Origin of the sequence: Mesorhizobium sp. M0019 (assembly GCF_040323975.1) — a bacterium.
Classification (GTDB): domain Bacteria; phylum Pseudomonadota; class Alphaproteobacteria; order Rhizobiales; family Rhizobiaceae; genus Mesorhizobium.
Genome location: NZ_JAMYVK010000026.1, coordinates 69,020 through 95,185 on the forward strand (window position 1 = coordinate 69,020; position 26,166 = coordinate 95,185).

Below are 26,166 nucleotides of genomic sequence, written 5' to 3' on the forward strand. Positions count from 1 at the left end.
CTCACAGGTACTTGGTGATATCCTTGAACTCGTCGATCGAGCGGCGCTGCTCGCGCGCCAGCGGCCCGACGACGTCTTCAAGGCAATGGTTGAGATGATCCTGGATCAGGGTCTTCTTGGCTTGCGCGATGGCCCTCTCGACAGCATGGAGCTGCTGGGCAAGATCGAGGCAGGGCCGACCCGCTTCGATCATTTCGATGACGCCCTTGAGATGTCCGCCAGCCCGCTTCAGGCGCTTGACGATATCGGGATGGGTTTCGTGGGTATGAGGCTGCTCGCTCATCTCTTGATACTATCCTCTTGGAGGGGATACAACAAGCCTCAAAGAGGCCTCGATTCCGGTGCAGTCAACAACCATTCGTTAGGATTTTGGAGAATAATCGCCGTTCATGCCGAATCGGATCCACAGCACAGTTTTTTGTCTGGTCATCGCTTTAGCGATGATGTTCGGCGTGCTGCGTCCTTTCGGCTATTCGACCTCACACGATCCGATCGCGATTGCCACCGCGGTTGAACGTCACGGCGGAGCCGCCGCGCAGATCGAAGATCATGACCACGCACACGATGACGGCGTTGCCGACGAGCAGAGCGCTGGCCATTTTCACGGGCACAATGCGGCCGACCACTCGCACGAGACGGCGAGCACGCCAGCCGACTTCGCACCGACCGTTCCACAGGTCGAACGGGGCTGGCTGAATTACCCGCCGACTTCCGTCGATCCGGGCACGACATTCCGGCTCGAGCGACCGCCGAGACCATTCCTCGCCGCATGATCGCGGCCGCTCGCGCGGCCACCCTCAACGACGAAGATTGGAAATTTTATGCAAGAACCCTTCGACCGGGGCCACTGGCGACCCGCCCTGCCCCTGCTTATCGCTCTGCTGACCCTGCCGCTGCTCGCCGGGGCAGCCTTTGCCCATGCCGTCGCCGCCGGCGACAAGGGCTACATCCAGGAAATCTCGGGCATCAACGTGTTGCCCTTCATCTATCTCGGCGCCAAGCACATGGTGACCGGATACGACCACATCCTGTTCCTGTTCGGGGTAATCTTCTTCCTCTACCGGATGAAGCATATCGGCATCTATGTCAGCCTGTTTGCGCTCGGCCACTCCACGACCATGCTGCTTGGCGTCTACTTCAACGTCGGCATCAACAGCTACATCATCGACGCGATCATCGGCCTTTCCGTGGTCTACAAGGCGCTCGACAATATGGGCGCTTTCCAGCGATGGCTCGGCTTCCAGCCGAACACCAAGATCGCGACGCTGGTCTTCGGCTTCTTCCATGGTTTCGGCCTGTCGACGAAGATCATCGAATACAACATCTCGCCGGACGGCCTGGTGCCCAACCTTTTGGCCTTCAATGTCGGCGTCGAGATCGGGCAGCTCTTGGCTCTTGGCGCCATCCTGATCGTGATGGGCTACTGGCGCCGGACACGAAGCTTCTGGCGCCACGCCTATACCGCAAACGTCATCATGATGACGGCTGGTTTCCTGCTGATCGGATATCAGCTCACCGGCCTGTTCGTCGCCGCATAAGGAACCGAATCATGTACAACACCGACCTTCCCAGCCGCGCCGATTTGCCGACGTCAGCGCAGCTCAAGCGCTCCACCTTCATTGCCGCGCTGACGGCGTTCGCCTTGCTCATCACGGTCGTCATGCCGTCCGAGTATGCGATCGACCCGACTGGAGCAGGCAGATTGCTCGGCCTCACCAGAATGGGCGAAATCAAGACACAGCTGGCAGCCGAGGCGGCAGCCGACGAAATGGCCAGCGCGAAGGCACCAACCGAGCGGATGACGCAAATGGTCCCTCCGGCCGAATTGATGGCGCGCATGGACCGAATTGAAAACCTCCTCGTCGCTCTGACCGCCGAACGGCCTGCTTTGCAGCCGTCGCCAACTGGGGAGGCGGTATCCCAAGACAATGTGACAGTTGGAGAGATCGCTCCTGCCGAGGCTCCGGCCATTGCTACAACGCCTGCCACCGAAGCAACCTCGGAAGCCCCGATCCAGCCAGATGGAAGGCAAGACGAGCTATCCTTCACGTTGGCGCCAGGCCAGGGTGCCGAAGTCAAGCTCGTGATGCGGCAGGGCGCCAAGGCAAACTTTTCCTGGACAGCTGACGGTGGCGTGGTGAACTTCGAGACGCACGGCGATGGCGGCGGTCAGTCCGTCAGCTATGAAAAGGGTCGCAGCGTTCCAGCTGACGAAGGTGCCATTGAAGCCGCCTTCGATGGAAATCACGGTTGGTTCTGGCGCAACCGCGGTGGCAGCGACGTGACCCTGACGATCCAGACTGAAGGCGACTACATCGACATCAAGCGTATGATCTAGCGCATACAGGGTCGCCCGGCGCCACTTCGAGCGTCGGGCGTCACCTATCCGTCTGTTCCACCGACGAGCGCAGATGCACGTCGAAGCTTTGCGCCGCGAGGAAGACACGGCTGACCTTCAGGTAAACGGGTCTTGATCCACCGCTCGATCTGGTTCACGGCATTTCAGCCCGACGTGATCTGCCAAACGGCTACGCCGGCAAGCGCCAAGCCGGCAGCGCCCTCAATGGCTCGGGAAATGGCATCGAACAGGCGTGGCCGGCTATCGAAAAAATGCACCAGACGTCCACGAAACACGATCGACAGCACCGCAACGCAAGACAGCGTCAGCGCCACGCCGGCCATCATGGTGATTGCGAAAAGAATGCCGGCGACCGGAACGCCTCTGGATATCGCAAAGGTCATCACGAAAAGCGTCAGCGGGCATGGGATCAGGCCGGCCATGACGCCGACGGCCTCGCCCTCATGCTTGTGGTGATGGCCGTGGCTCAATGCGCGCCAGAGCATCCAAATGCCGATCAGGCCAAGCAGGCCCCGACTGACGTCTTCCAGCAGCGGGGCGCGGCCCACACTGCCCAGGGCAATCGATACCAACGGCAACGAGAGCGCCGCGATCAGCACGGCAATCGTTACATGCGTGAAGGAGAGTGTCAGCGACACCAGAAGCCCACGCCGGACGCTGGCATCCGATCCTGCCAGATAGGTGGCCAGGACAGCCTTGCTATGGCCCGGCGTCAGCGCATGCGCCGCACCGAACAGAATGCCCATCGGCAGAAAGGCCGTGAACGCCAGCCAACCGCCGCCGGCCGCAAGCAGTTTGATCTGCTCGGCCAGTGCCAGGTAGATTGTGCGTTGGAATTCAACAAGGGTCTGGAAAAACACGATCGAGCCGCCCCCGCTCAACCACACGTCAACTCAAGACGCGTCGCGAAAATCTTGCCGAGATCGGTCCCCGTCGGGTCACTGAAGAACGCGTCTGTCAGACTCTGCTGGTTCTGCGCGATGGCCGTGTCCGGATCTGGACGGACGACGGCGCGTGAGCAGCCTTGCGGCAGACCGGCCACCGCAAGCTTGTCGTCGTCGGTAAAATCGATCGCCGTGTAGAAGGTCGGGTCGTAGACGCCGATGCTGACTTTTCCAGCAAGGGCCAACGGGTCCATCGGCTGCGTTTCGAACTGGACGACGAGTTGATCGTTTTCATAGCTGACGCTGAACTTCGGCGGTGGCGCCATCGTCACGTCCTTGCCGTTCAAGGTCACCATCTGAAAGTAGTTGTACTCGGCCAACGACGCATGGACGGTGAGAGCGACTTCATCGAGTTCCTTGGCATCAAGGACAAGGTCGGAATTCTTGTCGAATTCCATCAGCACGGTGCTGGAAAAGAGGTCGTCGAAACGCCAGAGATGCCGAAGCGACTTGAGCGTTCTGTCTGGACCGACGGTCAGGTCCAGCGTCGCTTCGGCAAACACATGCGGATGGGCGTTCGCTGCCGCGGCGGAAGCGAGCAACAGCGCCGCGCCTGATACCATGCCTGTCAGTTGCATTTTTCGCTCACATTTCGCTCGTCGATTCCGCATCAGACAGGACACCTGCCATTGCAAGCAGGCCGAAATGGGACGGGCCAAAGCCCAACCTTGATCGATCAGGGCTGTGTTGCTTCATTTAAGGAGGCAGCTACCCAAGGTCGCCCTTCAGCCAATGTTTGAGCATGATCACCGCGATACCAGCAAGGATTGCCACCACTATCATCCAGATGATCTTTTGCCGATCGCTCAATTTGCTGCTCCAGATCGATTCAAAGCATTCCTATCGCGAGTTCCTTGCAAACGCAAAAAGCCCCGCGTCCCGTGCAGATAACACCAGCTGATCCGCCCTAGTCGTCGGCGATCGAGCTTGCAATGACCGTGTTCGATGTGATTCCGGACCTCGGGAACGTCAAATGGACAAGCTGCTTGCGATTGCCGGCTGTCAATATGTAGAGTTTGGAAACTTGCATTCCGTTTCTGTCCTCGCCGATTGTTTCGGCATCCGTCCGGGCGAAGAAACGCTCCTTGAATGGCGCGCGGTCGACATCGAATAGCTTTATGGAGCAAGTTTGCACGTCACCGCGATCATGGTTTTGGCCGGGAGGTCGTCACCGGTCGCCTCGCAGCCCTGGAAGGCGTCTACGTCATCGACGGGGGCAAGTGCTGCGTCGCCGGACAACGGAGTCCATCCGCGTCTCCTGGCCGCAGCGACGGTTCGTTCGAAGTCAGGTCCATGGGCAAGACAAATACCAAAAAGCTTCCAACGCCAGATCGACATTATCGGCACGCACCAGCGGCGATCTCAGGCATATAGCAGCGAGCGCCGGGATAAAGAGGGGCTTCGACATCAGCACACCGCAGGGTCAAAAAATGGACCCTCTGGCACGTTAGTCAAGAATGCCATTTAGCGGGCCCAGCGGCTGCGACGAGATCGACCTCCATCCGACTGTCGGCGGCTGCGCCGTCGCCCCGTAGTATCATTCGCCAGTTATTCTCCGACGCGGTCCGCATTGAAGACCCGCGGTAGCCGTCGAACTTGTGTGTCCATCCCTCGGCCCTCGGGAGGCTTCTCCACCAGGGTGGGGATCAAAGGAGCGATGAACGCTGGCCGGCTGGGGCTGGCAGTTACTCGTTTACGCATGGAATCGTGTCTAGGTGGCAGGCATATATCCGCGCTCCACACGTCCCGACGTTGGTTGAGATCGGCAGCCAGACCGGCCAGCCACTCTGTGCGCCAGGCGGATAGAGGTGAGTGTCGATCGCGAATTGCAGAAACGTTGCCAGCGGATAATTGCAAAGTCAGCGCGTCACGCGTACGGATCCATAAGCCCCAGCGCGCTTACATCCATAAGCACCCCAAACCCGATGATCTGCTCCAGCGCAACGTTGCGAGATAATGTGCCCAAGCTTTTGGCCGGTTCGGACTTCATGCGGCTGACCAGGGCGTATCGGTTGTAGACCGCCAAACTGACCATCGCGACGAATAGGCTGATCTTGAACAGGAGAATTCGACCGTAGCTGTTGCGCGGATCGGGGAACGAGCCAAGCACGAGCCAAGTGTTCATGGCGCCCGTCAAAAAAATGAGCGCAACCGCCACCATACCAAAGCGGGAGAAGCGCCACAGGACGGTTTCCACGCCTGCGACTTCGGATGGATGCCGCTGTGCTGCCGCGATAACCAGGCCGAGGGGCAGGAGGCCACCTATCCACGCCCCGGCACTTGCAACATGGAGAGCTTGAGTCAGTGAGCCTAGAAGGCCCAACGCCGCCGCGTGGCCCTGCCAACCCTCGCAGGTCAGTAGCAAGAAAGCCGGCCCGACGATCAATTCGGGCCGCCCCGAGAAACTGATCACCAGGAGCAGGAGAACGAGCGAAAGGCGAACAAACCAAACAGTTCCGAAGTCGCTTTCCATGAGGACGCCGCGCAAGGTGTCAACCATACCCTCGCGTCCGGAGAGCCCGGCCGTAAAGCACAGCAGCCAAATTGCCGCGAAGATTGCGGCCGCAAGTGCGAGGGCAGGATTGATGTTACGGGGTAGAGGCGCAAGCGCGGGAGCCGCGGTTCTGCCTAGCGCATAGAAAGGGAAGAGTGCCGACCCGAATAGAATCATCACTGAGAGGAAGTAGACCCACCGGGCGAAGGCCAGAGTGCCATCAACGTCCATTTCTACGGTCTGACTTCAAATTTGAAATTGCCCTTCACCTTGTGCCCGTCTGCTGACAGCGCGTGCCAATCAACTTGATAAACACCCGGCGCAAGGGACCTTGATACAGGTGCCACCATGTCCTTATCCTGCACCGCGATCTCCGTGGTGATCTTCGCACCATCCGGCCCCGAAAGATCGATGCCCGAGAATCGAGCCTCAATGGGTTCGCTAAAGCGCAGTCGAATCTCAGTGGGCGGAGCGGCAATGGTGCTATTGATCTCTGGAGTAGCCTCGACCAATCGAGCATGCGCAAGCGCCTGGCCGGATAATGGCACGCTCCACAGCGCAACTGTGGCGATCATTCGGATAGTCCGGTTCAACGCGAACTCCTCCCGCGACGACGGTCATCAAAGACTATGCACTTCCTGACGAATATACGAATATTTGGTATTGCAGGGCCGCCACTGTTCGAGCTGTCACGAAACTTTCCATTTGCCGGAAGTGATGGGAGATCAGGCCAACACGCTACCGACCGCCGAGACTCTCGATTGAAGGTCACGGACGCCGCAAGCGTTTGTAATTATCAGGACAAGCGCGGGCGAAACAAGCGTTGGCGCCCGCGTGACTCCATTTCAGCTACTTAACCGGGATCATGAGATGTGCGTATGGAGTGCCCGGCCACATCACATAGGGCTTGGATGTGTCAGGCTTGGGGTCCGTCGGATAGCCCTGCATCATGTCCATTGCGTTGACGATCATCACATGCGGGCCGGTCTCTATCCAATTGTTGCCTTCCTCGGGCTTCGTCGCATAGGGATCGGTGTTGCTGCCATCGGTACCGCCGGACAGCATGTACATGAAGCCGACCTTGCCCTTGGGCGGTTCCTTCTTTTCCATCCATGCCATCGCCCATTCCATCGCGTTGGCATCGCCGCACATTGGGTCCGGGCCGGGCGTGGACGGGCTGTCCGGCATGCACCAGAAGCCGTTCTTGCCCTCGCGCAGGGTGCGCATGGCGCCCTTTTCATCCGCGGCGTAGACCGCAGCGCCGCTTGCCACGGCAGGGGGTGCAGCAGATTCAGCGCTCTTGATCATCGCAGCGTCGTCGGCGGCTGCGCCTTGCATCGTAACCAAATTGCCTGCCGCCAAAAGGGCAGCGACCGTCAGAAGCCGTTTCATGGCCGTTCTCCGGTTTGAGTTGATCTTGTGCATGATGTCCGACGCACGGCTTTCCAGAGCCGTTTGTCGGTGATCAAACAGTAGCAGATTACATGCCTCCGGACAATTTATGTTTTAGCGCGCCTTCTAATGTCTTTGCAGTGGGCGTGCTATTAAACGGGGGCCTTCAAATCGGTCACGAAACTCTTGAGGGTTCACTAACCAGATGGTGCTGTTCAGCGAGTGGCCAAATTTGCGCGGTTTCCCAGCAACCTTGCTTGCGTCGTCAAATCGCCACCTGCCCTAACGCTAGATTAGCCCGCGCATCGTCAGTTCAGCCTTCAGATAGGCATAATAGATCGGCGCGGCGACAAGACCCGGCATACCGAACCAGGCTTCCATGAAAACCATCGCCAGAAGAAGCTCCCAGGCACGCGCATTGATCCGCGAACCGATGATCTTGGCGTTTACGAAGTATTCGAGCTTGTGAATGATGATGAGAAAAGCAAGCGAGCCGAGCGCTGCAAGGAAGGAGATGCTGAGGCTGACAACCACGATCACCGTGTTGGAGATCAGATTGCCGATGACCGGCAGAAGGCCAGCGACGAAAGTCAGCGCTATCATTGTCCTGATGAATGGCAGATCGATGCCGAAGGACGGCAGAACAGCGACGAGATAGATCGCCGTCAGAAACGTATTCAACGCCGAAATCCGGATTTGCGAGAACACGATGTTGCGAAAGGCCTTGCTCAGAATGTTGACACGATCCGCGAGCGCGACCGCCAGTGGGCCGGGCTCGCGCGATGGCGCCGCCGAGCTCACCGCGATCAAGCCGCCGATCACCATGCCGACGACAATGTGGACCACCAGGACGCCAACATCCCGCCCAACGAGTTGAAGCTGGCCGGCATGTTCGCGGAGCCACCGGGCCGCGAAGACTTCCAGTTCCTCGATGTTTGATGGAAAATAGGCCATCGCCCAGGTCGGGAGATGGACGCGCGCGGTATCGATGATCTCGGCCATCTTCTTGAGGAGCGTCACGACGTTCTCCGAACCACCAGTCAATTGCGACATGCCGCTAAAGATAGCGGCGGCTATCAGGAGCGTGAAGATCAATGCCACCACGGTCAGCGCAAGGCTTTTCGTCAGGCTGTTGGAAACGCCGATTCGATGGAGCATCGGTGCGGCGAAATGAACGATGTTGAACACGAGAAGGCCCGAAAGCAGTGCCGGAAGCAGTCCGAGTTCGAGAACGGCGACGAGCGCTATAAGCGCAAGCAGGCACGACGCGAGATAGAACCATGAGAAAGTCAGCACTTTTCACCTGCAGAAGCAGCCAAGTCCTCTCCGGGTTTCATTAGCTTTGATACCCGGTGATGCGCAAGCGAACACGCGTTCAACACGTGTGTAAGGCTAACCGCCTCGGAGGTCCCATGCTTGCGCGCCAAGTCGCCCGCTTTTGCCCCGCCTCATGCTCACGCAGGACCGCGATGATCAGCTCTTGCGTAAACCGCATTCTCTTCATCAGTCCGCCCTTCAATCGAGGCCGGACTTTGATCTCAGATGGAGGAAATTGCCCGTGGCAGGTCAGCCGCTCGAGAATGTTTATGCCGGTTGGCAAGGATGATCCTCTTCGTGGTGAACGCCGAAGTTCATTCCGCCGCGAAGACCATCAGATCCTCGAACGGGAACTCGACATGGTATTGGCCGGACGGAAGGGCGTCCCGGGAATAGGTCCGGATGGTCAGGTCATTGCTTTCGAAAATGACTTCATGCCGATCGCCAAGGAAAAGGCTCTCGACGCAGGTCATGGCGATACGTCCAGGGCCGTCCTCCCCGGACCACGTCACCCGCTCAAGCCGGACGAGTGCGGTGACTTTGGCGCCGACGGTCAGCTCCTGCTGAGCACTGCCCACAAGATGGATGCCGTTGGCGACAATTTCCGCACGGTTGCCGTTGATGGCGGTGACCACGGCGTCAAGGCGATTGCTGGCACCCATGAACTCTGCTGCAAACAGGCTCTTCGGCTTGTTGTAGATTTGCTTGGGCGTTCCGTCCTGTTCGATCTGGCCGCCGTTGAGCAGCAGGATGCGGTCGGCGAGCGCCATCGCTTCCACCTGATCATGGGTGACGCACAGCGCCGATAGCCCGAGATTGGTGATGAGGCGGCGCAGCCAGATCCGCGCTTCTTCGCGTAGCTTGGCGTCCAGATTTGACAGCGGCTCATCGAGCAGAATCACGTTCGGCTCATAGACCAGCGCACGGGCCAGCGCCACGCGCTGCTGCTGTCCGCCGGAGAGCTGATGCGGATAGCGCTCGCCCAGTTTGCCGAGGCCGATGCTGTCCAAAGCCTTCTGGACGCGGCTCGCAACATCTGCCTGGGACACTTTGCGCAGCTTCAGGGGATAACCCACATTCTCGGACACCGTCCGATGCGGCCACAGCGCATAGGACTGGAATACCAGTCCGAGACCGCGCGTTTCCGGCGCCAGATTGATGTTCTGCCCGGCATCGAAAAGCGGCTTGTCCCCGAGCAGTATCTTGCCGCTGTTGGGTGTCTCCAGACCGGCGACCGCTCGCAAGAGCGTCGTCTTGCCGGACCCGGACGCGCCGAGCAAGGCGACGATCTGACCCGGTTCGACCGAAAAGGACACACCTTTCAGGATCTCGAGGGTGCCGTAACTGAGGCGCAGGCCGTCTATGATGATATCAGTCATTGAGGCGGACTCCAAAGCGCATTGCGAGGGCAAGACCGGTCACGATGATGACGGTGTTGATGACGGCGAGAGCGGAAACCAGATCGATCGCGCCGGTGCCCCAAAGGGAAACCATGAGCGAGCCGATCACTTCGGTTCCCGGTCCGAGCAGATAGACGCCCGTCGAATATTCACGGGCGAAGATCAGGAAGATCAACAGCCAGGCTGAGAACATGCCGCCGCGGATGAGCGGCAGCGTGATGTCCCTGGCGACCCGGCCCTCGCTGGCGCCAACTGACCGGCCGGCTTCCTCGAGCTCCTTGCCGATCTGCAGGAGCGTTCCGGAAATCAGCCGCATGCCATAGGCGAACCACACAATGGTATAAGCGAGCCATACCGAGATCATCGTGGCACGCAGGGGTGCGATCGGTTTGAAGAACAGAAATATCCACAGCATGGCGAGGCCAGCCACAATGCCCGGCATCGCCCGCGGTATCATGGCCACGTAGTCGACGACTTTGGTCAGGGGTGCGCTCGAGCGATGACCGGCGAGTGCCACGGCAGTATAGGCCGCGATCGAAGCCGCGCCGCCGACCACCGCGACGCCGACCGTGTTGAGAATGGCGCTGATGACATTCGGATAGTCAGCGAGATCGCGATAGTGATCCAACGTCAGCACCTGGAAGATATTCACCCCGACGCCCCAGCTTGTCACCAGTGAACGAATTGCGACGCCGCCCACCGGTATGATCACGGTGGCCGCGAACCAGGCCACCACAAGCGCGAAGGCCGGCCAGCGAAGAGCGCCCAGCCGGATGGGGTTGTGCCGACTGCCCTTGCCTTTGACAGACACATAGCGGCTGGCGTTGCGCAGCATGTAGCGCTGCAGCACCACCAGCGGCAGCGCGATCATGATGATCGCCACCACCACTACGGCCATCAACTGGTAGGAAGGAACACCGAGCTTGTTGGTGAGCTTGTAGAGATAGGTGGCGAGAACCAGCACGCCTTCCGGATCGCCAAGCACCAGCGGCAGGCCGAAAAGTTCGAAACCGAGGAAGAACACCAGAACCGCCGCATAGAGCACCACCGGCATCACCATGGGCAGCGACACACTGGCGGCGACGCGCCAAGGGCCAGCGCCGGCGGTGCGTGCCGCCTCTTCGAGGTCGGCGCCAACGTTGCGGAGCGCCGCCGATGCATAGAGATAGACATGTGGGACATGGGTGAGCCCGGCAATGATCGCGATCGATGTCACCGAATAGACATTCCAGGGCACGTAGCCGATCATCGACTTGACCGCCAGCGAGACGAAGCCGACTGGTCCCAGTGTCATCACATAGCCGAAGGCCAGCACCACCGCCGACATGAAAACCGGGATCAGGATGATCGGCTCCAGCCAGCGCTTGCCCGGCACGTCGGTGCGCACGATGATGAACGCCAGCAGGATTCCCACCGGAACTGCGATCACCGTCATGCCCACCGCGAGCTTGAGCGAAGTCGTCAGCGCTAGCCAGAAATCCGCGTCCGCGAGGATGAAGCTGTAGGCGTTCAGCGACAGATGCGCGGTTTTCTGGAAGAAAGGCGCGGACAGAAAACTCTGATAAATGATCAGGGTGACCGGTGCCAGCACCACCAGGATGGCGAGGAGGTTGGTGCTGATACGAAAGACACGGAAGGGCATGATCGCCTCGAACAAAGCCGGGGGCCGTCCGCTAGCAAGAGCGCAAGCGCGCCGTTCCGATGATTCTTAATAGCAAGAAGGGTGAGAGAGCCGACTGTGGAGGCACTCCCGATCAAGCGATTACTCGCCCTTCATGGCCTTCTGCCACTCGTTGAGGAACGCCAGCCGTGTCGTCTCGTCGAGACCTTCGAGCAGCTTGTCGTCGAGCGCGATCGGGTGAACGTTTTCACCGGCGGCGGCCTTTATGGACGCCAGCGTGGTTGCCCCTTCAACGTCATCACGAACGGCATAGAGCTTGATGTCGTCGGCGATCAGCTTCTGCGCGCGCGCCGACAGCAGATAGTCCACGAATAGCTTCGCAGCATTGGGATCCTGGGCTTCCGCCGGAATGACGGTGGCGCGGGTGGTCACCAGGACATAGTCCTTCGGGATTATCACACCGAGGTTCTCGTCCTTGGCCTGCTTGGCGAGGCCATATGAGCCGAAGATGCCATAGGCGATGGAATGTTCGCCAGACGTGACCTTCTCGATCATCGAGCCGGCGGAGCTGTAGAGCTTGATATGGGCCTTGCCAAAAGCCTTGTTAAGCGCCCAGGAATCGGTCCAGTTCTTGGCGTCCTGGTTGTAGAAATAGAAGCCGACACCGGATTTTTCCGGATCGTAGGACGCGATCTTGCCATCATATTCTGCGGTCTTCCCGGTCATCAGCTTGAGAAGATCGGCGTGGGTTGCGGGAACATCGCCTTCAGGCACGAGACGCTTGTTGTAGACGAAAGTCACCGGGTCGGCGGTGGTACCATAGACCATGTCCTTGTAGGACGCCCAGGCCGGAAGGTGGGCCGCCTCCACGGATTTGTATTCCTGCGCATAGCCGTCTGAGGCAAGTTTGATCTGCAGATCCGGAGCCGAAGACCATGCGACATCTGCCGTGCCTTGGCCCGAAGCGGTTTCGGCAATGACGCGATTGTAGAGTTCGGTGGAATTGAGGTCGGAATATTCGACGGCGATGCCGGGGAATGCTGCTTCGAAGTCCCTGAGCAAGGGCTGGACCAGCGCCGCATCGGTCGTCGAATAGATGCTGAGGTGTCCTTCCGCGGTGGCGGCGGCCACCAGATCCTTGTAGTTGTCCGGATACCCGGCGGGGATCTCGGCAGCGGCGGCAAGCGTCACAAAAGCGGCTGACAGCGAAAACGCGGCCATCATCGTCGCAAGACGATTTTTCATTACGGTCTCCTCCAAGTTCGCCTAAATCGTACCTCCTCCAGGCACAAAAGGCGAGTATCATCCTGACCTGTCACCAACCTGTCACGGCGATGTCGAGGTTTGCTCAGCCGACTAGGCCCGATGGGTCGTGATCAGATTGTCGACGACAGCGGGATCGGCCACATCGACGTATTGCCGAATTGTTGAAATCTTGGAGCGGCATCCTACGCGTCACGGTCGCTGGCCCTGCGCATCGATCATGGACTTGCTCCAATCCTCGATGAAGCGGCGGCGCAACGCCTCGTCCTGTACGGCAAGTAACGCAGGGCCGATGCGTATGGCGCGCGCGATACCAGACTCCCCAAGTTTTTCCGGGCCGTCCGCTCCCTCAGGCAATTGCCCGTTCTCGGCAAAGAAGAAGGCGCTATCCCTGGCAACCTTCTGTCCCCGGGCTGACAGAAGGTAGTCGAGAAATCGTTTGGCAACGCCCATATTCGGCGCCGTCTTCGGAATGAGCGCGCCACGACTGAGTATCAGCGCATAGTCCCGCGGGACAACGACCCTCAAATCGGAATTGCCCCTGGCCGCTGCGTAGGCATATGACCCGATCATATTGTAGCCTATATATAGGCTCCCGTTTGCAACGTCCTGAAGGGTCTCCGCGGTGCAACAACGCACCACAGTTTCCGCTCGGCTCATGCTTTCCAGAAGCCGACCGTAGACCGCCGTCGTCTGCCGCGCATCACTGAACGCCAATAGGTAGCCGATGCCCGAAAGTCGGATGTCGAACGTTCCGACCCGTCCGCGATAAAAATCGATCCGCCGCCTGAGAAGATCGGCGAGTTCGATGTGGGTGCGCGGTACGTCGCCGGACGGCACGAGGCGGGCGTTATAGACGAAGACGGCCGGTTCGTAGGTAAAGCCGAATACCTCGTCGCGCCAGTTTGCCCAATTGGCGACATGCGCGGTTTCGGCCGACACGTGCGGCGCCGCGCAGCCGTCATTGGCGAGCTTCACGAGTTGGTCGACCGACGGAGACAACAAGATGTCGCCCAGCACCGCGTCCGTCCGACAGGCTTCACTGGCACTCCTTTGCAAGTCGTTGGTGACATATTCAACATACTCGACTGCCACGTTGGGGAAAACGGACTGAAAATCCCGGATCAGTGGTTCCATAGCCGCCAGATCGGTCGCGGCGTGGATCGACAGTCGGTCCTTCTCCGGCTGAGACGAAGGCAAAAATGCGCTGCTTCCTTCAGCAGCTCTTGCCGCGTGACCGATGCATAGGAGGACGGCAGCCATCAAACCGAATGTCGGCAATGTTCCCGTTATCATCCGGTCTTCTCCGTGGCGATGGGCAACGTCAAGGTGACGGTGAACCCTTGCGTGCCCTTCCCGCCATCCTTGCTTGTCTCGCGAAAGGTCAGCGCGCCACCGTGAGCCGCCGCAACCTCCGACGCGATGGCGAAACCAAGACCTGCGCTGCCGTCATGAGATTTGGACGTTTCGAAGCGCTGCGTGACCCGCTCCCACTCGCCCGGCGGAATGCCCGGTCCGTCATCTTCGACCTCGAGATGGGCACGCGTACCGTCGCTGCGTACTCTGACCTCAAGGCGCGACACCACTCCATGGCGCAAGGCATTGTCGATGATATTGACGATCGCTTCGCGAAGGCTGACGGCGTCCGCAAGCACGACCGGCTCGTCGTCAGGCGCCTCGAAGGAGACGATAATGTCCGGATCGATAGTTATCGGAACCGCCGCACGGAAAGCGCGCCGTGCGACATCTGCCAGACCGTGCGGCTGAAGCTGCACGGAATCGGCACGATGGATGACCATGGCGTGGCTGAGCAACTGGTTGGTCAGGCGCGCAAGTTCGCTGGCGCGCTGCTGTACGCGATCGAGATGCTGGCGGCTCGACTTGTCCAGCTTGGCTTGACTCAACAGATCGAGCTGCGCCGTTAGCGCTGTCAGCGGCGTTCTGATCTGGTGCGCCGCGTCGGCGATGAAGCGCTGCAGGAGTTTTACGCGCTCGTCGAGCCGACTCATGAAATAATTGATGGAAGTAACGAAGGGCCGCAATTCTCTCGGTACGACGACCGTTACCGGCGTCAGGTCTTGTGGATCGCGACGGCGGAGCGTCGCTCCGAGATGCTTGACCGGTTGCAGAGAATAGCGAATAGCAATCATCGCTCCAGCTAAAGCCAATATGCTCATGATCGCCAGGAGGACGGTCGCCCTGAGAGTCAATTCACCCGCGAGCGCGCGGCGGGCTTCCGTGGTCTGCCCAACGATGACATGCGCCCAACCGGATACGGCTGGATCGGACAGTGCGCGCGCCACCACCGCAATCCGAACCGGTTCGCCGCGATAATGCGCCGATTCCAATACCGGGACATCGTGTATTGCGGCCAGATCAACTTCTGTTTGCAGATCGGCATAACCTGTCAGCGTCGCGCCGGAAGGGCCGATCACGCGATAGAAGATGCGATCGCGGCTGGCGAGGCCCAGGAGTTCAAAAGCTGATACCGGCAGGTTGATGATGAGCGAACCGGATTCAACCGTAAGGCTGTCTGCCATCTGGATGGCCGCACCAAGCAGAAGCCGGTCATAGGCGTCATCGGCGGCGGTACGTGCGTAGTACGACGCCGCACTCACCAGAAGAGCCGCGCCCAGGCCCAGCACCAGCGAGATGCGGACCGCCAGGCGCGTGAAAAGGGAAGGCTCAGCCGGTATCATCGGAAGCCAGCTGATATCCCACGCCCCGCACGGTAACGATCTGCGCCTTGGCGCCTTCCAGCTTCTTGCGCAGCCGCCCGACATAAAGTTCGATCGCGTTCTGATTGGCCGGCTCGTCAAACCCGAAAAGCTGATCGATAAGTTCATCTTTGCTGAAGACGCGGCCTGGCCGCGACGCCAGTATCTCAAGCAACGTCATCTCGCGTCGTTTCAATTGCACCTCGCGCCTGCCTACTCGCACTGAGCGGCTGCCGCGGTCGAGCACGACATCGCCACACTGTACGATGTTGGTCGCCTCGCCGCTTTTCCGCCGGAGCAGAACACGGGCGCGCGCTTCCAATTCCCGGAAATCGAACGGTTTGACCAGATAGTCGTCGGCGCCGAGATCAAGCGCGCCAACGCGGTCCTCTATCTCGGAACGGGCCGTCAACATCAGAACCGGGGTCGTATTCCTTGCCTGCCGGAGCCGTCGAACGATTTCGAACCCGTCGAGGCTGGGCAGCATGACGTCGAGGATGACGAGATCGTAGCAGGTGAAATCGAGGATTTCTGCGGCAGCACGGCCGTCCGTCTCCCAATCGACTGCGTGGCCGATCGTTTCGAAGCGGCGGCTGATAGCCTCGCCAACGTCGCGCGTGTCTTCGACGAGGAGAATTCGCATGCCGGAGCATTTGCACGGAAGCAGCCCCCTATCAAGCGTCACCTCTTTGCGGAGAGGCGCTTGACATCATCTGCAGATCACGCGTTGGCTTCAGCCCTGTTACCGTCAGCAGTTCAAGCTGTCCAATCATTTGAGCTTTGTCGACGGGCTGCGTGATGCCGTCTGCCTTCATGTTGATCTGCGCATCCACGCCAAGAACGGGGCGCGTCGGTACATGACCCGCGCTGCAAGCCACGGCTGGACCACGCATTTTGCCGCATTCAACGTATTCGACCGCACCGTGATCAGTCGCTAGTAGATGCACCACCATCGCCATCAGGGGATTATGCTTCGGGCGATCGTGATGCTGATAGCGATTGCGCAATGCCATCATTTGCGCTTCAGAGACGTATCCAATTGTGTCATTAAGAGGATATCATGCCGACAGGCGATGGCAGTTTGAGCGACATTCTTGGAATCCTGTCGGTTCTCCTACTCGTGGCCGCAAACGGCTTCTTTGTCGCCGCCGAGTTTTCCCTGGTCGCCGTGCGCCGAAGCCGAGTTGCCGAACTCGCTGCGGCTGGGCGGCTGAACGCGGCAGCGCTCCAGCGGGCCGTCGACAATCTCGATGCCAATCTGGCGGCGACCCAGCTCGGCATCACCATTTCATCGCTGGCGCTCGGCTGGATCGGCGAACCTGCTCTCGCGCATCTCGTCGAGCCTCTCTTGATCGGGCTGCTGGGGTCGTTGGCGACTGCGGGCTCACACACTGTCGCCGTCGCGATCGCTTTCATCATCATCACCGCGCTTCACATCGTGCTTGGCGAGCTCGCACCAAAGAGTCTGGCGCTCCAGCGCAGCGAAGACACTGCGCTCTGGGTCGTGCGTCCGCTCGGTCTGTTCCTCTTTCTGCTCAGGCCGGCGATTCTAATGCTGAATGGTCTCGGCAACCTCGTTCTGCGACTCTGCGACTCTGCGGCCTGCGCCCGGGAACCGGTGAGGATTCATTGCACTCGCCAGACGAGCTGAAGCTTCTGATCTCGGCCAGTCAGGAAGGCGGGCTGTTGCAGCAGGCGCAGCGGGAGATGGTCGAGCGGGTCTTCAATATCGGCGAGCGCCGCATCAGTGACATCATGACGCCTCGGCCGGATATCGACTGGATCGACGTGAATGATGACCGAACCGAGATTCTTCGTACGATCCGCGATTGCCGCCACGAGCAGCTCCTTGTCGGCAAGGGCGGTATCGATGAACTGCTCGGCATGGTTCTGAAGAAGGACATGCTCGACCAGGTTCTTGACGGGCAGGTTCTCGATCCGATGGCGATCATCCGTGAGCCGCTCGTCGTTCATGAATCAACGCCGATTTTCAAAGTGCTGGAGCAGTTCAGGAAGGCGCCCGTCCGCATAGCAATGGTCCTCGACGAGTACGGAAGTCTGGAAGGAATTGTTACCCAGACCGATTTGCTCGAAGCCATCGCCGGCGACCTGCCCAACATCGAAGGCGAAGAGCCGGATGTCGTCGAGCGTGAAGACGGCTCCCTTCTCGTGGATGGTATGATGTCGGCCCAGGACGCGTTCGATCGCCTTGGTTTTCGAGCACGGCCAACTGAAGGCGACTTCCATACGATCGCAGGATTTGCCCTGTTTCGACTAGGGCATCTGCCTGAGGTCGGGGAACATTTTGAGTATGGCGGCTGGCACTTCAAGATCGTGGACATGGATGGCCGGCGGATCGACAAACTGCTCGCACGAAGGAACTCTCCCACGGGGCGGCAAGAAACATCGGAGGTAGATGGGCTCAGAACATAGGCCAATGAATAGGCCGCCATGGCCTCGTCGAGGTCGCCGGTGCCCGCGAACCAACTGTATCCTGCGTGATCCAACCTGACTGACACTGATGCACCATCACCCGGTCGACGAAAGGCGAAAGCACTCGCACCACCCCCATGGTGTTGCCGGTCGCCTCGACAACGACCTCGTCCGTCCTGTTGAAGCTGCGGCCAAATCCCTCCAGTCCGGAGCGGGTCATGTCGACCCGTCCGTGATGGCGCAGCCGGCCATCTTCGCAGAAAACCACTTCCGCAAAGGTGCGGTGGATAGCCATTCCAATTACACGTCATTGGCCCCCTCTCTCCTTGAACAATCGGGAGCCGGCGGGCGACGCGACACCTACGGATCCGCGCTCTCGGCGCAACCGGGCAGGTCGCAGGGGCGGCCAGCTACTAACGCGAGCTCGCAGCTTATCGAATACATCGGCCTGCCCGCACTTGGCGTGCTCCCGGTGCCGCTGTCCCGGATGGTCACACATGCGCTGAAAATCTCGCATCTCCAGCGGGGGATCAGATGGCACCGTCATGATCATACCGGTTACCAACCCGATCGAGCGCCTCAACGGCGAGGTCAAGCGGCGCACCGAGGTCATCGGCACCTTCCCAAATGATGACGCCATCGTCCGTCTGGTTGGCGCGATCCTGCTCGAGCAGAACGATGAATGGGCCGTGCAGCGGGCGAGATACATTACGCTGGAAACCATCAGCCAAATGAGCGATGATCCGCTCATCAGCCTGCTGTGGCGCGCTGATCATTCCCGGCCCATGCCGGAAGCTGCGGCGACCAAGCCGTCAACTACACCACTCCCTGGGACACGATCCTGATGCGCTCACGCTTCAAGCCAAGACCGCAATCCAGATAGCGAGCCAATCATGAAATCCGAGACAGCAGCCACCGAAAGCGTTGAGCCGGCGCCTAAGGCTGTTCCATCGGGTTGGCGAGTGTTGATGACACGCGAACGTTGGACCGAAGTCGCTCGCATTATATTTACCGGCCTGATGGCCTTTCTGTACTGGCAACAGCTGATTCCCATTCAAGCTTTGTGGGGGGCGGTTGCCATCGGCTTGTATCCGCTTGTCAAAACCGGCGCCGTTGACCTCGTAAAAGAGCGCAAGATCGGTACCGAGATATTCGTCACCATCGCTACGGTGGTAGCGCTGATCGGAGGCGAGACCGTCGCCGGCGCGGTCCTCATGGTGATCATTCTGATCGCAGAGTTCATTGCCGATTTGAATATGGATCGTGCGCGAGCCTCGATCAAAGACCTGATCGGCTCGGTGCCCCAGGTGGCACTTGTGCGGGACCCAGGTGGCGAACGCATGGTCCCGATCGAAAATTTGCGCGCGGGCGACGTTGTCTTGGTGCGGGCCGGCGAGAAGATCCCTGTCGACGGCATCGTCGTCGGTGGAGCGGCTTCGGTCAACGAAGCATCGATCACAGGAGAGAGCATTCCGAAGGACAAAAGCGACGGCGCCGATGTCTTTGCCGGAACCTTCGTCGAATCCGGCGCCCTGGACATCGAGACCGAGAAGGTTGGTGCCGACACCACCTTTGCCCGCATCATCAGTCTGGTCGAGAATGCCGAAGCGGAACAGGCACCCGTCCAGAAACTGGCGGATAAGGTCGCGTCATGGCTGATCCCGGTCGTGCTGATCTTCCTGGTTGCGGTTTATCTTTATACCCGCGACGTTCGGATGATCGTCACTCTGCTGATTTTCACATCGCCTGCCGAACTCGGATTGGCGACTCCTCTGGTGATTATCGCAGCCATTGCGCGAGCCGCACGCAGTGGAATTCTGGTCAAGGGGGGCGTCTATCTGGAGTCTTTGGCCAAGGTCGACGTCCTGGTGTTCGACAAGACAGGCACCCTGACGGCGAACAAGCCCGAGGTTGTCGGCGTGGAGATGCAGGACGGCACGCTTTCGGAAGCTGATCTGCTCAGCCTTGCCGCCGCCGCCGATCGGCGCTCCGCTCACCCCTTGGCGAAAGCGGTCGTCAACTATGCCGCCCGGATGAAAATCGATGTCCCGGAACCGGAGCAGTACGAGCAGTTGCAGGCGCGCGGTGTGAAGGCGACGGTCTCCGGACGCACCGTGCTGGTCGGGAATGCATCGTTGCTGCGCGAGGCCGGCGTGCCGCTTTCCGATGCGATCGAAAAGGGCGGACAGACGCCGGTTCACGTCGCGGTCGATGGGAAATTCGCGGGCGTGATTCTGATTGCCGACACATTGCGACCAGGTGCGCGCGAAGCGCTGGCAAAGCTCCGTGCGACCGGGGTCAAGCGCATGGTGATGGTGACGGGTGACAATGAGGCCACAGCGCGGACCATCGCCAAGGAACTCGGCGTGGATGAAGTGCGTGCCAATCTGATGCCGCAGGACAAGGTCGCCGCCATCGCCGAACTGCAAAAGCAGGGCCATCGCGTGGCGATGGTCGGCGACGGGATCAACGACGCGCCGGCGCTGGCACGCGCCGATGTCGGCATTGCGATGGGCGGCGGCGGCACGCAGGCGGCACTGGAAGCCGCCGACATTGCATTGATGAAGGATGATCTGGCAAAAATTGTCAGCGCGCGCGCAATTGCTCGACGTGCTTACCGGACAATTCAGGAAAATATTTTTGTCGGTGTCGGTGTTGTGCACGTTTTGGGCATTACCGCAGCGCTGATGGGCTGGATCGGTCCTATCCAGGCAGCGATTTTGCACTTGGGGCCAGATGTCCTGGTGTTCCTGAATTCGGCAAAACTGCTGCGCGTTCGAATCCAAGATGTTTAGCGCATCTCTTTGGAGCCTAAGGCGCTTGCAGTTCTTTGGACGACAAACGCGTCCAATTCGCATCGTCCACGAAACCGGGCAACCGCAACCAGAGTACGCTTACTGCTGTGGCGCTGGTGGCGGTGTGCCCCCAAACCACCCAGCCGCATACCCGATCACAAACAGCACCACGATCACGGCTGCCACACCGTACCAGAGGCGCCTGTCCGTGAAATTCATCGTTACCTCCAAATATCGCGCTGCGCCTGACGACCCAGCGATTTCTTCGATCCTTTGGTCGTCGTTTTCGTGACGAGCGACTCATCTGATCCCCTGACAGAGTAGGCCAAGTATGGCTTCCAGAGAAGCGCGTAGGCCTGTCTGCGGTGCCAAAGCCGCCGGCTGCAAGCGGCTCGCGGAGGAGCGAGCATCTGGAGGACGCTGGGATCGACCCGAGCTCCATCGGCTTCTTGGCGAGCTCGAAGAAGGCGATATCGTGGTTGTCCGGAAACTAGACCGACTGATGCGGTCACTCAAAGACCTGCTCCTTATCCTTGAGAAGATCGAGGCCGCCGGCGCCGGGTTCTGCTCACTGACCGAGGCAATCGGCACGACCACGACGGCAGGCCGCATGATGATGCGGATGCTCGGTTCCTTCGCCGAATTCGAGCGAGCCATCGTACGGGAACGCACCATGGCGGGGCTTCAAGCGGCCAGGAGCGCGGGCGAAAAGGTGGTCGTCGCCCAAAACTCACGTCCGATCAGCGCTCCGAAATCATCGGCATGCTGAATGATGGTCCACCCGCCGCCGAGATTGCTCGCATCTTCCGAGTTCATAGGGCCACCGTGAGACGTATCGGCGCTCAGACGAAAATGAATGTTCGCTGATTGTGGGTCCAATTGGCCGCTTTCGCAGCGACGTACGCACCGGCCCTCCTCGGACGCGTACCCCCGGCCTGCAGTTCTTGGTATTGTACCAGCTGCCTACGTGGTTGGTTCGGCGGAACACATCCTGGAGCAAAAGAATTCGAACCGAACTAGCCAAAGCGGTCATTCGATTCGTCCGATCGGATGACTGCTACTGGCGCACGTGGTCGGTTGGTGCGTTCAGACATCAGATTGCCTGATGAGGCTCGGGAAGGTCCGGCCGGGGTGGAAAACCGCCGTTCAGCGCCCTATGCGAGCACGAAATTCGGCAGTCGAATTGGTGCGTGGAAACGGTGCGGAAGGCAACTGTACACCGAGAAAGGCACAAAGCGGCTCCCACCCTTCGGAGGCCTGATAAGTAAGAAGGCGTTCAGGTGGCAGCGTTGACTTCACGGAAGCGTTATGTGCTTCATAGACAGCGATTGCGTGATCACGGTTATCAAATCGACCGCCAAAGACAGTGTTTCCAACCACCGCCACACCAAAGGACTGTGGATCATTGGTAGCAGCATCCATCGTGAGTCCTATTGTTTGCGCCATGCTGTCATACCAGGCTTCCGGGTCACGAACTGTCAGGATAACCTTTGCATCAGAGTAGTGGTCACTCACTTCGCGCCAAAAATGCGCCGTTGGCCAATCGACCGCGGAAAGATAGCCGGCATATGCCGCATCCCAGGTCGGGAGTTGTCCCTGGCCGGCGGCGCGCCACAGCGCCTTCTGCTCGGGATTGGCGTGGACATCTGCCATGTGATGACACGGCCCGAACCCAAGATGCTCCAACGCGAGCTTCAGCGAATATGTGCCAGTGCGACCCATGCCTGCGCCAATGACATATAGAGCCATGAGCACCCCCAAGGAGATTTCAATCGGTCAAAATACCGCTGTTTTCTTTAATTCGCTATTATCTTTGAAGGTTCAGCTCCGAATCGCCTCAAGCCGTAGCGCGCGAAGGTCAGTATTGGAGAAGCGCCGGGAATGGTGGCTCCTGGCGCCGCTGTGGCGAAAGACGCGTGCATCGACACCACTATCCGCTGACGCAGCGCTTGCTCCGGTCGATGACGTGGACGCCTTTCAGGGATGGGAGACAACCGACGGCGAGTTTCCGCCGGGAACGTGATCGCGGTGACCAAAGCCATCTTGAACGGCAAGGCCGTGCAGACCTGCTCCATCAGGCTGCTCGACGTCGACCGCGCGACATTCGAGCAGCGTGGACACAAGCTGGCAAGGCAAGGGGTTAGGCGCCGCGCTGTTGCAAGACGCCGTTCTGCGCACCGCGTTACGCCGCGACGATCCTCGGGATTCGCGGCCTTCTTGTTCATGCCATATCGGACGAAGCGAAAGCCTTCTACGAGCACTACGGCTTTGCGGCTTTCCCGAAAAATCCGATGACCCTTGTGCTCTCGCTAAGGCGCGTTGAAAGAGCGGGCCGAAACGTCTTGTTGTGCACAAGTTGGTAATCGCCTCGTAATCAAGCAGCCGGAAACAGCTTCCAGCGCCGCGGCCTGAATGCCACCCGGCTTTTCTGCGCCGCCGGATGGTCGACGGGCAGCTCGATCTCGACCCGCTGGCGTTCGCCGCCGATTTCGAGTTCCACCCGCCTGGTATCGGCAACGCGGCGGCTGGCGGCGACCGTGCCGGCGATGCAGCCATTGCATTCTTCCACCAGTTCGACATCGTGCGGGCGAAAGAACAGCGTCGCTTCGCCTTGCGGTGCGTGCGGCGCGGAGAGCCCGATCGGGCGGTCGGCGATCCAGACCTGGCCGTCCTCGACCTTGACCGGGATCGAGCTCGATTCGCCGATGAAGCCGTAGACGAAGGGCGAGTTCGGAGTGTCGTAGATTTCGTCGGCGGTGCCGACCTGCTCGATGCGGCCCTGGCTCATCACCACGACGCGGTCGGCAAGCTCCAGCGCCTCTTCCTGATCATGGGTGACGAAGACCGTGGTGTGGCCGGTGGCGTCGTGGATGTCGCGCAGCCAGCGGCGCAGTTCGCGGCGCACCTGCGCATCGAGCGCGCCGAACGGCTCGTCGAGCAAAAGCACGGCCGGTTCGATCGCCATGGCGCGGGCCAGCGCCACGCGCTGGCGCTGGCCGCCCGAAAGCTGTGCCGGATAGCGTTTTTCCAGACCGGAAAGCTGAACGAGGTTGAGGAGTTCCGAGGCGCGGCGGCGGATTTCCTTCGCCGACGGGCGTGACGGCCCGTGCCGGACCTTGAGTCCGAAGCCGATATTGTCGGCGACCGTCATATGGCGAAACAGCGCGTAGTGCTGGAAGACGAAGCCGACATTGCGCTCCTGAATCGACTTTTGGGAGGCATCCTCTTCGCCGAAGAAGATCTTTCCGCGTGTCGGCCGCTCGAGCCCGGCGATCAGCCTGAGCAGCGTCGTCTTGCCGGAACCGGAAGGTCCCAGCAGGGCGATCAGTTCTCCCGACTTGATGTCGAGCGAAACGTCGCGGAGGGCCGGAAACCGCTCAAACTCCTTGCGCACGTTGACAACGCGAACTTCCATCAACCGTCTCTTTTTGTCGATGCATGTCGTTGTCCCAAAACCGCTACGCACTTTTGGGCGACATGCATTCAATGTCCGCGCATCGCGGCGATCTCGGCGCCGTAGCGCATCTCGAGAAGTGTTTTCAAGACCAGCGTGACGAGCGCCAGGCCGGCAAGCAGCGAAGCGACGGCAAAAAGGCGGCGGCGGCATTGTACTCGTTATAAAGGATTTCAACATGCAGCGGCATGGTGTTGGTTAGCCCGCGTATGTGGCCCGACAGGACCGAGACCGCGCCGAACTCGCCCATGGCACGGGCATTGCACAGCAACACGCCGTAGAGCAATCCCCATTTGACGTTGGGCAACGTCACGTACCAGAACGCCTGCCAGCCATTGGCCCCGAGCGACAGGGCTGCCTCCTCGTCGCCATTGCCTTGTTCCTGCATCAGCGGGATCAATTCGCGGGCGACGAAGGGGAAGGTGACGAAGATCGTGGCCAGCACGATGCCCGGCACGGCAAACAGGATGACGATGCCATGCGCCTTGAGCCAGGCGCCGAGCAGGCCTTGCGCGCCGAACAGAAGTACATAGACCAGGCCGGAAATGACCGGGGAGACCGAAAACGGCAGGTCGATCAGTGTGGTCAGGAACGCCTTGCCCTTGAACTCGAACTTGGCGATGGCCCATGCGGCGGAGATGCCGAAAATCACATTGAGCGGCACCGAGATCGCCGCGACCAGAAGCGTCAGGCGGATCGCCGAGCGGCTGTCGGCTTCGCCCAGCGCCTGCGTGTAGGCCTCGATACCTTTGGCGAAAGCTTCGTTGAAGACGATGATCAGCGGCAGGAGCAGGAAAATGGCGAGGAACGCAAACGTCACCACCATCAGCACGGCTTGCGCCGGCCGGCTCTCGGTCACCGCCGCCGACCGGCTTTCGTGGTGCGGCGCGTAGGATTTGATCTCCGGGTCAGCCATAGCGTTTACGGCTCCAGGTCTGCACCAGGTTGATGACCAGCAGCATGACGAAGGACAGCGCCAGCATGATCGCCGCTATCGCGGTCGCCGCGGCGTAATTATATTCCTCCAGCCGGATGACGATCAGAAGCGGCGCGATCTCGGATTTGAACGGCAGGTTGCCGGCGATGAAGATGACGGAACCGTACTCGCCGACGCCGCGCGCGAAGGCCAGCGCGAAGCCGGTGACAATGGCTGGCGCGAGGCCCGGAAGCAGAACCCGGGCGATGATCTGGAAGCGGTTGGCGCCAAGGGTGGCGGCCACTTCCTCGACCTCCTTGTCGATCTCCTCCATGATTGGCTGGACGGTGCGCACGACGAAAGGCAGGCCGATGAAGATCAGCGCGATGACGATGCCGAGCGGCGTGTAGGCGACCTTGATGCCGAGCGGCGCCAATAGGCTGCCGACCCAGCCATTCGGCGCGTAGAGCGCGGTCAGCGCGATGTCGGCGACCGCCGTCGGCAGCGCGAAGGGCAGGTCGACCATGGCATCGACGATGCGGCGGCCGGGAAAGCTGTAGCGCACCAGCACCCAGGCGACGATCGTGCCGAAGACGACGTTGACGGCGGCGGCAATGAAGGCAGTACCGAAGCTGATTTCAAGCGCGTTGATGGTACGGCGATCGGTGACGATCGCCCAGAAATCGGTCCAGCCGAGCGCCGCCGATCGCCAGACCAACCCTGAGAGGAGGATGAGGATGATGGCGTGAGGTAGGCAAGCGAGAAGCCGAGCGTCAATCCGAAACCCGGAATGACGCTCGGCTGTCTGAACCGCCACCCCGCCTTGGCGGGTGTCGTCCTGATCTAGATTTTATCTTACTGCGCTGGCTTGTAGATCTGGTCGAATATACCACCGTCGCCGAAATGGTAAGGCTGCGCCTTCGTCCATCCGCCGAAAATTGGATCGTCGATGCTGATCCGCTTGATTTCCGGCAGTTTGGCGAGATCCTCCGCAGGCACCAGGTCGGGCTTCGCCGGACGGTAGTGGTTCTTGGCGATGATCGTCTGGCCTTCCTTGGAAT

General features: G+C 60.0%; 24 protein-coding genes and 6 pseudogenes. 10 read left to right on the top strand and 20 right to left on the bottom strand.

All coding sequences use genetic code 11. The features are described 5' to 3' along the window. Nucleotide 1: 1 nt before the first annotated feature. Nucleotides 2–283 (bottom strand): metal-sensing transcriptional repressor, encoded by a 282-nt coding sequence (locus NKK47_RS19425; protein ID WP_352495699.1) that lies wholly within the window; start codon nt 281–283, stop codon nt 2–4. A 157-nt stretch (nt 284–440) separates the two neighbouring features. Between NKK47_RS19425 and NKK47_RS19430 the strand changes: the two genes are divergently transcribed. The 3 genes from NKK47_RS19430 to NKK47_RS19440 are packed head-to-tail and all read left to right on the top strand — an operon-like array spanning nt 441 to nt 2,338. Further along, nucleotides 441–773 (top strand): hypothetical protein, encoded by a 333-nt coding sequence (locus NKK47_RS19430; RefSeq protein ID WP_352577929.1) that lies wholly within the window; start codon nt 441–443, stop codon nt 771–773. A 48-nt stretch (nt 774–821) separates the two neighbouring features. Next, entirely contained in the window at nt 822–1,538 is a 717-nt protein-coding gene (locus NKK47_RS19435) for a HupE/UreJ family protein (RefSeq protein ID WP_352577930.1), read from the top strand. Between the two features lie 11 nt (nt 1,539–1,549). Then, nucleotides 1,550–2,338 carry a hypothetical protein gene (locus NKK47_RS19440; RefSeq protein ID WP_352577931.1) on the top strand — a complete coding sequence of 263 codons (789 nt, stop codon included), beginning with the start codon at nt 1,550–1,552 and terminating at the stop codon, nt 2,336–2,338. A 164-nt stretch (nt 2,339–2,502) separates the two neighbouring features. Here NKK47_RS19440 and NKK47_RS19445 read toward each other — a convergent pair whose 3' ends face one another. Further along, nucleotides 2,503–3,222, bottom strand: coding sequence for a HoxN/HupN/NixA family nickel/cobalt transporter (locus NKK47_RS19445; protein WP_502905014.1), 720 nt, complete (start codon nt 3,220–3,222; stop codon nt 2,503–2,505). 14 nt (nt 3,223–3,236) lie between these two features. Beyond that, entirely contained in the window at nt 3,237–3,881 is a 645-nt protein-coding gene (locus NKK47_RS19450; RefSeq protein ID WP_502905012.1) for a DUF1007 family protein, read from the bottom strand. A gap of 395 nt (nt 3,882–4,276) precedes the next feature. Here NKK47_RS19450 and NKK47_RS19455 point away from each other — a divergent pair, with 395 nt between their 5' ends. After that, entirely contained in the window at nt 4,277–4,417 is a 141-nt protein-coding gene (locus tag NKK47_RS19455) for a hypothetical protein (protein ID WP_352577933.1), read from the top strand. A gap of 753 nt (nt 4,418–5,170) precedes the next feature. Here NKK47_RS19455 and copD read toward each other — a convergent pair. The 11 genes from copD to NKK47_RS19510 form a co-directional block, all read right to left on the bottom strand. Beyond that, nucleotides 5,171–6,028, bottom strand: a complete 858-nt coding sequence (gene copD, locus NKK47_RS19460) for a copper homeostasis membrane protein CopD (protein ID WP_352577934.1) — start codon at nt 6,026–6,028, stop codon at nt 5,171–5,173. A gap of 2 nt (nt 6,029–6,030) precedes the next feature. Then, complete coding sequence (gene copC, locus NKK47_RS19465) at nt 6,031–6,372, bottom strand: copper homeostasis periplasmic binding protein CopC (RefSeq protein ID WP_352577935.1); 342 nt, start codon at nt 6,370–6,372, stop codon at nt 6,031–6,033. A 274-nt stretch (nt 6,373–6,646) separates the two neighbouring features. Next, on the bottom strand, nt 6,647–7,189 hold the full coding sequence (locus NKK47_RS19470; protein WP_352577936.1) for a hypothetical protein: 543 nt from the start codon (nt 7,187–7,189) through the stop codon (nt 6,647–6,649). A 288-nt stretch (nt 7,190–7,477) separates the two neighbouring features. Beyond that, entirely contained in the window at nt 7,478–8,485 is a 1,008-nt protein-coding gene (locus NKK47_RS19475; RefSeq protein ID WP_352577937.1) for an AI-2E family transporter, read from the bottom strand. Between the two features lie 335 nt (nt 8,486–8,820). Continuing rightward, complete coding sequence (locus NKK47_RS19480) at nt 8,821–9,885, bottom strand: ABC transporter ATP-binding protein (protein WP_352577938.1); 1,065 nt, start codon at nt 9,883–9,885, stop codon at nt 8,821–8,823. Next, nucleotides 9,878–11,548: an ABC transporter permease gene (locus NKK47_RS19485; protein ID WP_352577939.1), complete on the bottom strand. Its 1,671-nt coding sequence runs from the start codon at nt 11,546–11,548 to the stop codon at nt 9,878–9,880. Before NKK47_RS19485 ends, NKK47_RS19480 begins: the two co-directional genes overlap by 8 nt. A gap of 120 nt (nt 11,549–11,668) precedes the next feature. Then, nucleotides 11,669–12,772, bottom strand: a complete 1,104-nt coding sequence (locus NKK47_RS19490) for an ABC transporter substrate-binding protein (protein WP_352577940.1) — start codon at nt 12,770–12,772, stop codon at nt 11,669–11,671. 210 nt (nt 12,773–12,982) lie between these two features. Then, a complete protein-coding gene (locus NKK47_RS19495) occupies nt 12,983–14,086 on the bottom strand; it encodes an ABC transporter substrate-binding protein (protein ID WP_352577941.1) in 1,104 nt (367 codons plus the stop codon). Next, nucleotides 14,083–15,489 (bottom strand): sensor histidine kinase, encoded by a 1,407-nt coding sequence (locus tag NKK47_RS19500; RefSeq protein ID WP_352577942.1) that lies wholly within the window; start codon nt 15,487–15,489, stop codon nt 14,083–14,085. The genes NKK47_RS19495 and NKK47_RS19500 overlap by 4 nt, the downstream gene beginning before the upstream one ends. Further along, on the bottom strand, nt 15,476–16,150 hold the full coding sequence (locus NKK47_RS19505; RefSeq protein WP_023722098.1) for a response regulator transcription factor: 675 nt from the start codon (nt 16,148–16,150) through the stop codon (nt 15,476–15,478). Before NKK47_RS19505 ends, NKK47_RS19500 begins: the two co-directional genes overlap by 14 nt. A gap of 31 nt (nt 16,151–16,181) precedes the next feature. Further along, nucleotides 16,182–16,523 carry a hypothetical protein gene (locus tag NKK47_RS19510; protein ID WP_352577943.1) on the bottom strand — a complete coding sequence of 114 codons (342 nt, stop codon included), beginning with the start codon at nt 16,521–16,523 and terminating at the stop codon, nt 16,182–16,184. Between the two features lie 44 nt (nt 16,524–16,567). On the opposite strand from NKK47_RS19510, the pseudogene NKK47_RS19515 reads away from it, so the two are divergent. Next, nucleotides 16,568–17,940, top strand: a pseudogene (locus NKK47_RS19515) (hemolysin family protein). Here NKK47_RS19515 and NKK47_RS19520 read toward each other — a convergent pair. Next, on the bottom strand, nt 17,930–18,235 hold the full coding sequence (locus tag NKK47_RS19520) for a hypothetical protein (protein WP_352577944.1): 306 nt from the start codon (nt 18,233–18,235) through the stop codon (nt 17,930–17,932). The pseudogene NKK47_RS19515 and the gene NKK47_RS19520 overlap by 11 nt on opposite strands. A gap of 265 nt (nt 18,236–18,500) precedes the next feature. On the opposite strand from NKK47_RS19520, the pseudogene NKK47_RS19525 reads away from it, so the two are divergent. The 4 genes and pseudogenes from NKK47_RS19525 to NKK47_RS35210 form a co-directional block, all read left to right on the top strand. Continuing rightward, nucleotides 18,501–18,698: pseudogene (locus NKK47_RS19525) on the top strand (transposase); the annotation flags it as partial. Nucleotides 18,699–18,833: 135 nt separating this feature from the next. Then, on the top strand, nt 18,834–20,735 hold the full coding sequence (locus tag NKK47_RS19530; RefSeq protein WP_352577945.1) for a heavy metal translocating P-type ATPase: 1,902 nt from the start codon (nt 18,834–18,836) through the stop codon (nt 20,733–20,735). 331 nt (nt 20,736–21,066) lie between these two features. Then, on the top strand, nt 21,067–21,504 hold the full coding sequence (locus NKK47_RS19535) for a recombinase family protein (protein ID WP_502894646.1): 438 nt from the start codon (nt 21,067–21,069) through the stop codon (nt 21,502–21,504). Next, entirely contained in the window at nt 21,498–21,602 is a 105-nt protein-coding gene (locus NKK47_RS35210; RefSeq protein ID WP_352693738.1) for a hypothetical protein, read from the top strand. The genes NKK47_RS19535 and NKK47_RS35210 overlap by 7 nt, the downstream gene beginning before the upstream one ends. A 279-nt stretch (nt 21,603–21,881) precedes the next feature. Here the strand turns inward: NKK47_RS35210 and NKK47_RS19540 are convergent, their stop codons facing one another. Further along, nucleotides 21,882–22,484, bottom strand: a complete 603-nt coding sequence (locus tag NKK47_RS19540; RefSeq protein WP_352577946.1) for a sulfotransferase family protein — start codon at nt 22,482–22,484, stop codon at nt 21,882–21,884. 361 nt (nt 22,485–22,845) lie between these two features. On the opposite strand from NKK47_RS19540, the pseudogene NKK47_RS19545 reads away from it, so the two are divergent. Then, nucleotides 22,846–23,098 (top strand): annotated as a pseudogene (locus NKK47_RS19545) (GNAT family N-acetyltransferase); the annotation flags it as partial. Between the two features lie 11 nt (nt 23,099–23,109). Here the strand turns inward: NKK47_RS19545 and NKK47_RS19550 are convergent. The 4 genes and pseudogenes from NKK47_RS19550 to NKK47_RS19565 all read right to left on the bottom strand — a co-directional run. Continuing rightward, nucleotides 23,110–24,150 carry a sulfate/molybdate ABC transporter ATP-binding protein gene (locus NKK47_RS19550; RefSeq protein ID WP_352577947.1) on the bottom strand — a complete coding sequence of 347 codons (1,041 nt, stop codon included), beginning with the start codon at nt 24,148–24,150 and terminating at the stop codon, nt 23,110–23,112. 68 nt (nt 24,151–24,218) lie between these two features. Then, nucleotides 24,219–25,105 (bottom strand): annotated as a pseudogene (gene cysW / locus NKK47_RS19555) (sulfate ABC transporter permease subunit CysW). Then, nucleotides 25,098–25,948, bottom strand: a pseudogene (gene cysT, locus NKK47_RS19560) (sulfate ABC transporter permease subunit CysT). Before cysT ends, cysW begins: the two co-directional pseudogenes overlap by 8 nt. 12 nt (nt 25,949–25,960) lie before the next feature. Then, nucleotides 25,961–26,166, bottom strand: a pseudogene (locus tag NKK47_RS19565) (sulfate transporter subunit); the annotation flags it as partial.

Bases quoted from the DNA above. Each gene is read 5' to 3' on its own strand.
- NKK47_RS19510 (WP_352577943.1), bottom strand. From the start codon at position 16,523: ATGATGGCATTGCGCAATCGCTATCAGCATCACGATCGCCCGAAGCAT.
- NKK47_RS19480 (WP_352577938.1), bottom strand. From the start codon at position 9,885: ATGACTGATATCATCATAGACGGCCTGCGCCTCAGTTACGGCACCCTC.
- NKK47_RS19530 (WP_352577945.1), top strand. From the start codon at position 18,834: ATGAAATCCGAGACAGCAGCCACCGAAAGCGTTGAGCCGGCGCCTAAG.
- NKK47_RS19470 (WP_352577936.1), bottom strand. From the start codon at position 7,189: ATGAAACGGCTTCTGACGGTCGCTGCCCTTTTGGCGGCAGGCAATTTG.
- NKK47_RS19500 (WP_352577942.1), bottom strand. From the start codon at position 15,489: ATGATACCGGCTGAGCCTTCCCTTTTCACGCGCCTGGCGGTCCGCATC.
- NKK47_RS19505 (WP_023722098.1), bottom strand. From the start codon at position 16,150: ATGCGAATTCTCCTCGTCGAAGACACGCGCGACGTTGGCGAGGCTATC.
- NKK47_RS19430 (WP_352577929.1), top strand. From the start codon at position 441: ATGATGTTCGGCGTGCTGCGTCCTTTCGGCTATTCGACCTCACACGAT.
- NKK47_RS19550 (WP_352577947.1), bottom strand. From the start codon at position 24,150: ATGGAAGTTCGCGTTGTCAACGTGCGCAAGGAGTTTGAGCGGTTTCCG.
- NKK47_RS19440 (WP_352577931.1), top strand. From the start codon at position 1,550: ATGTACAACACCGACCTTCCCAGCCGCGCCGATTTGCCGACGTCAGCG.
- NKK47_RS19540 (WP_352577946.1), bottom strand. From the start codon at position 22,484: ATGGCTCTATATGTCATTGGCGCAGGCATGGGTCGCACTGGCACATAT.
- NKK47_RS19520 (WP_352577944.1), bottom strand. From the start codon at position 18,235: ATGGCTATCCACCGCACCTTTGCGGAAGTGGTTTTCTGCGAAGATGGC.
- NKK47_RS35210 (WP_352693738.1), top strand. From the start codon at position 21,498: ATGCTGAATGATGGTCCACCCGCCGCCGAGATTGCTCGCATCTTCCGA.
- NKK47_RS19455 (WP_352577933.1), top strand. From the start codon at position 4,277: ATGGACAAGCTGCTTGCGATTGCCGGCTGTCAATATGTAGAGTTTGGA.
- NKK47_RS19450 (WP_502905012.1), bottom strand. From the start codon at position 3,881: ATGCAACTGACAGGCATGGTATCAGGCGCGGCGCTGTTGCTCGCTTCC.
- NKK47_RS19535 (WP_502894646.1), top strand. From the start codon at position 21,067: ATGGCTTCCAGAGAAGCGCGTAGGCCTGTCTGCGGTGCCAAAGCCGCC.
- NKK47_RS19495 (WP_352577941.1), bottom strand. From the start codon at position 14,086: ATGATAACGGGAACATTGCCGACATTCGGTTTGATGGCTGCCGTCCTC.
- NKK47_RS19485 (WP_352577939.1), bottom strand. From the start codon at position 11,548: ATGCCCTTCCGTGTCTTTCGTATCAGCACCAACCTCCTCGCCATCCTG.
- NKK47_RS19435 (WP_352577930.1), top strand. From the start codon at position 822: ATGCAAGAACCCTTCGACCGGGGCCACTGGCGACCCGCCCTGCCCCTG.
- NKK47_RS19425 (WP_352495699.1), bottom strand. From the start codon at position 283: ATGAGCGAGCAGCCTCATACCCACGAAACCCATCCCGATATCGTCAAG.
- copC (WP_352577935.1), bottom strand. From the start codon at position 6,372: ATGATCGCCACAGTTGCGCTGTGGAGCGTGCCATTATCCGGCCAGGCG.
- copD (WP_352577934.1), bottom strand. From the start codon at position 6,028: ATGGACGTTGATGGCACTCTGGCCTTCGCCCGGTGGGTCTACTTCCTC.
- NKK47_RS19490 (WP_352577940.1), bottom strand. From the start codon at position 12,772: ATGAAAAATCGTCTTGCGACGATGATGGCCGCGTTTTCGCTGTCAGCC.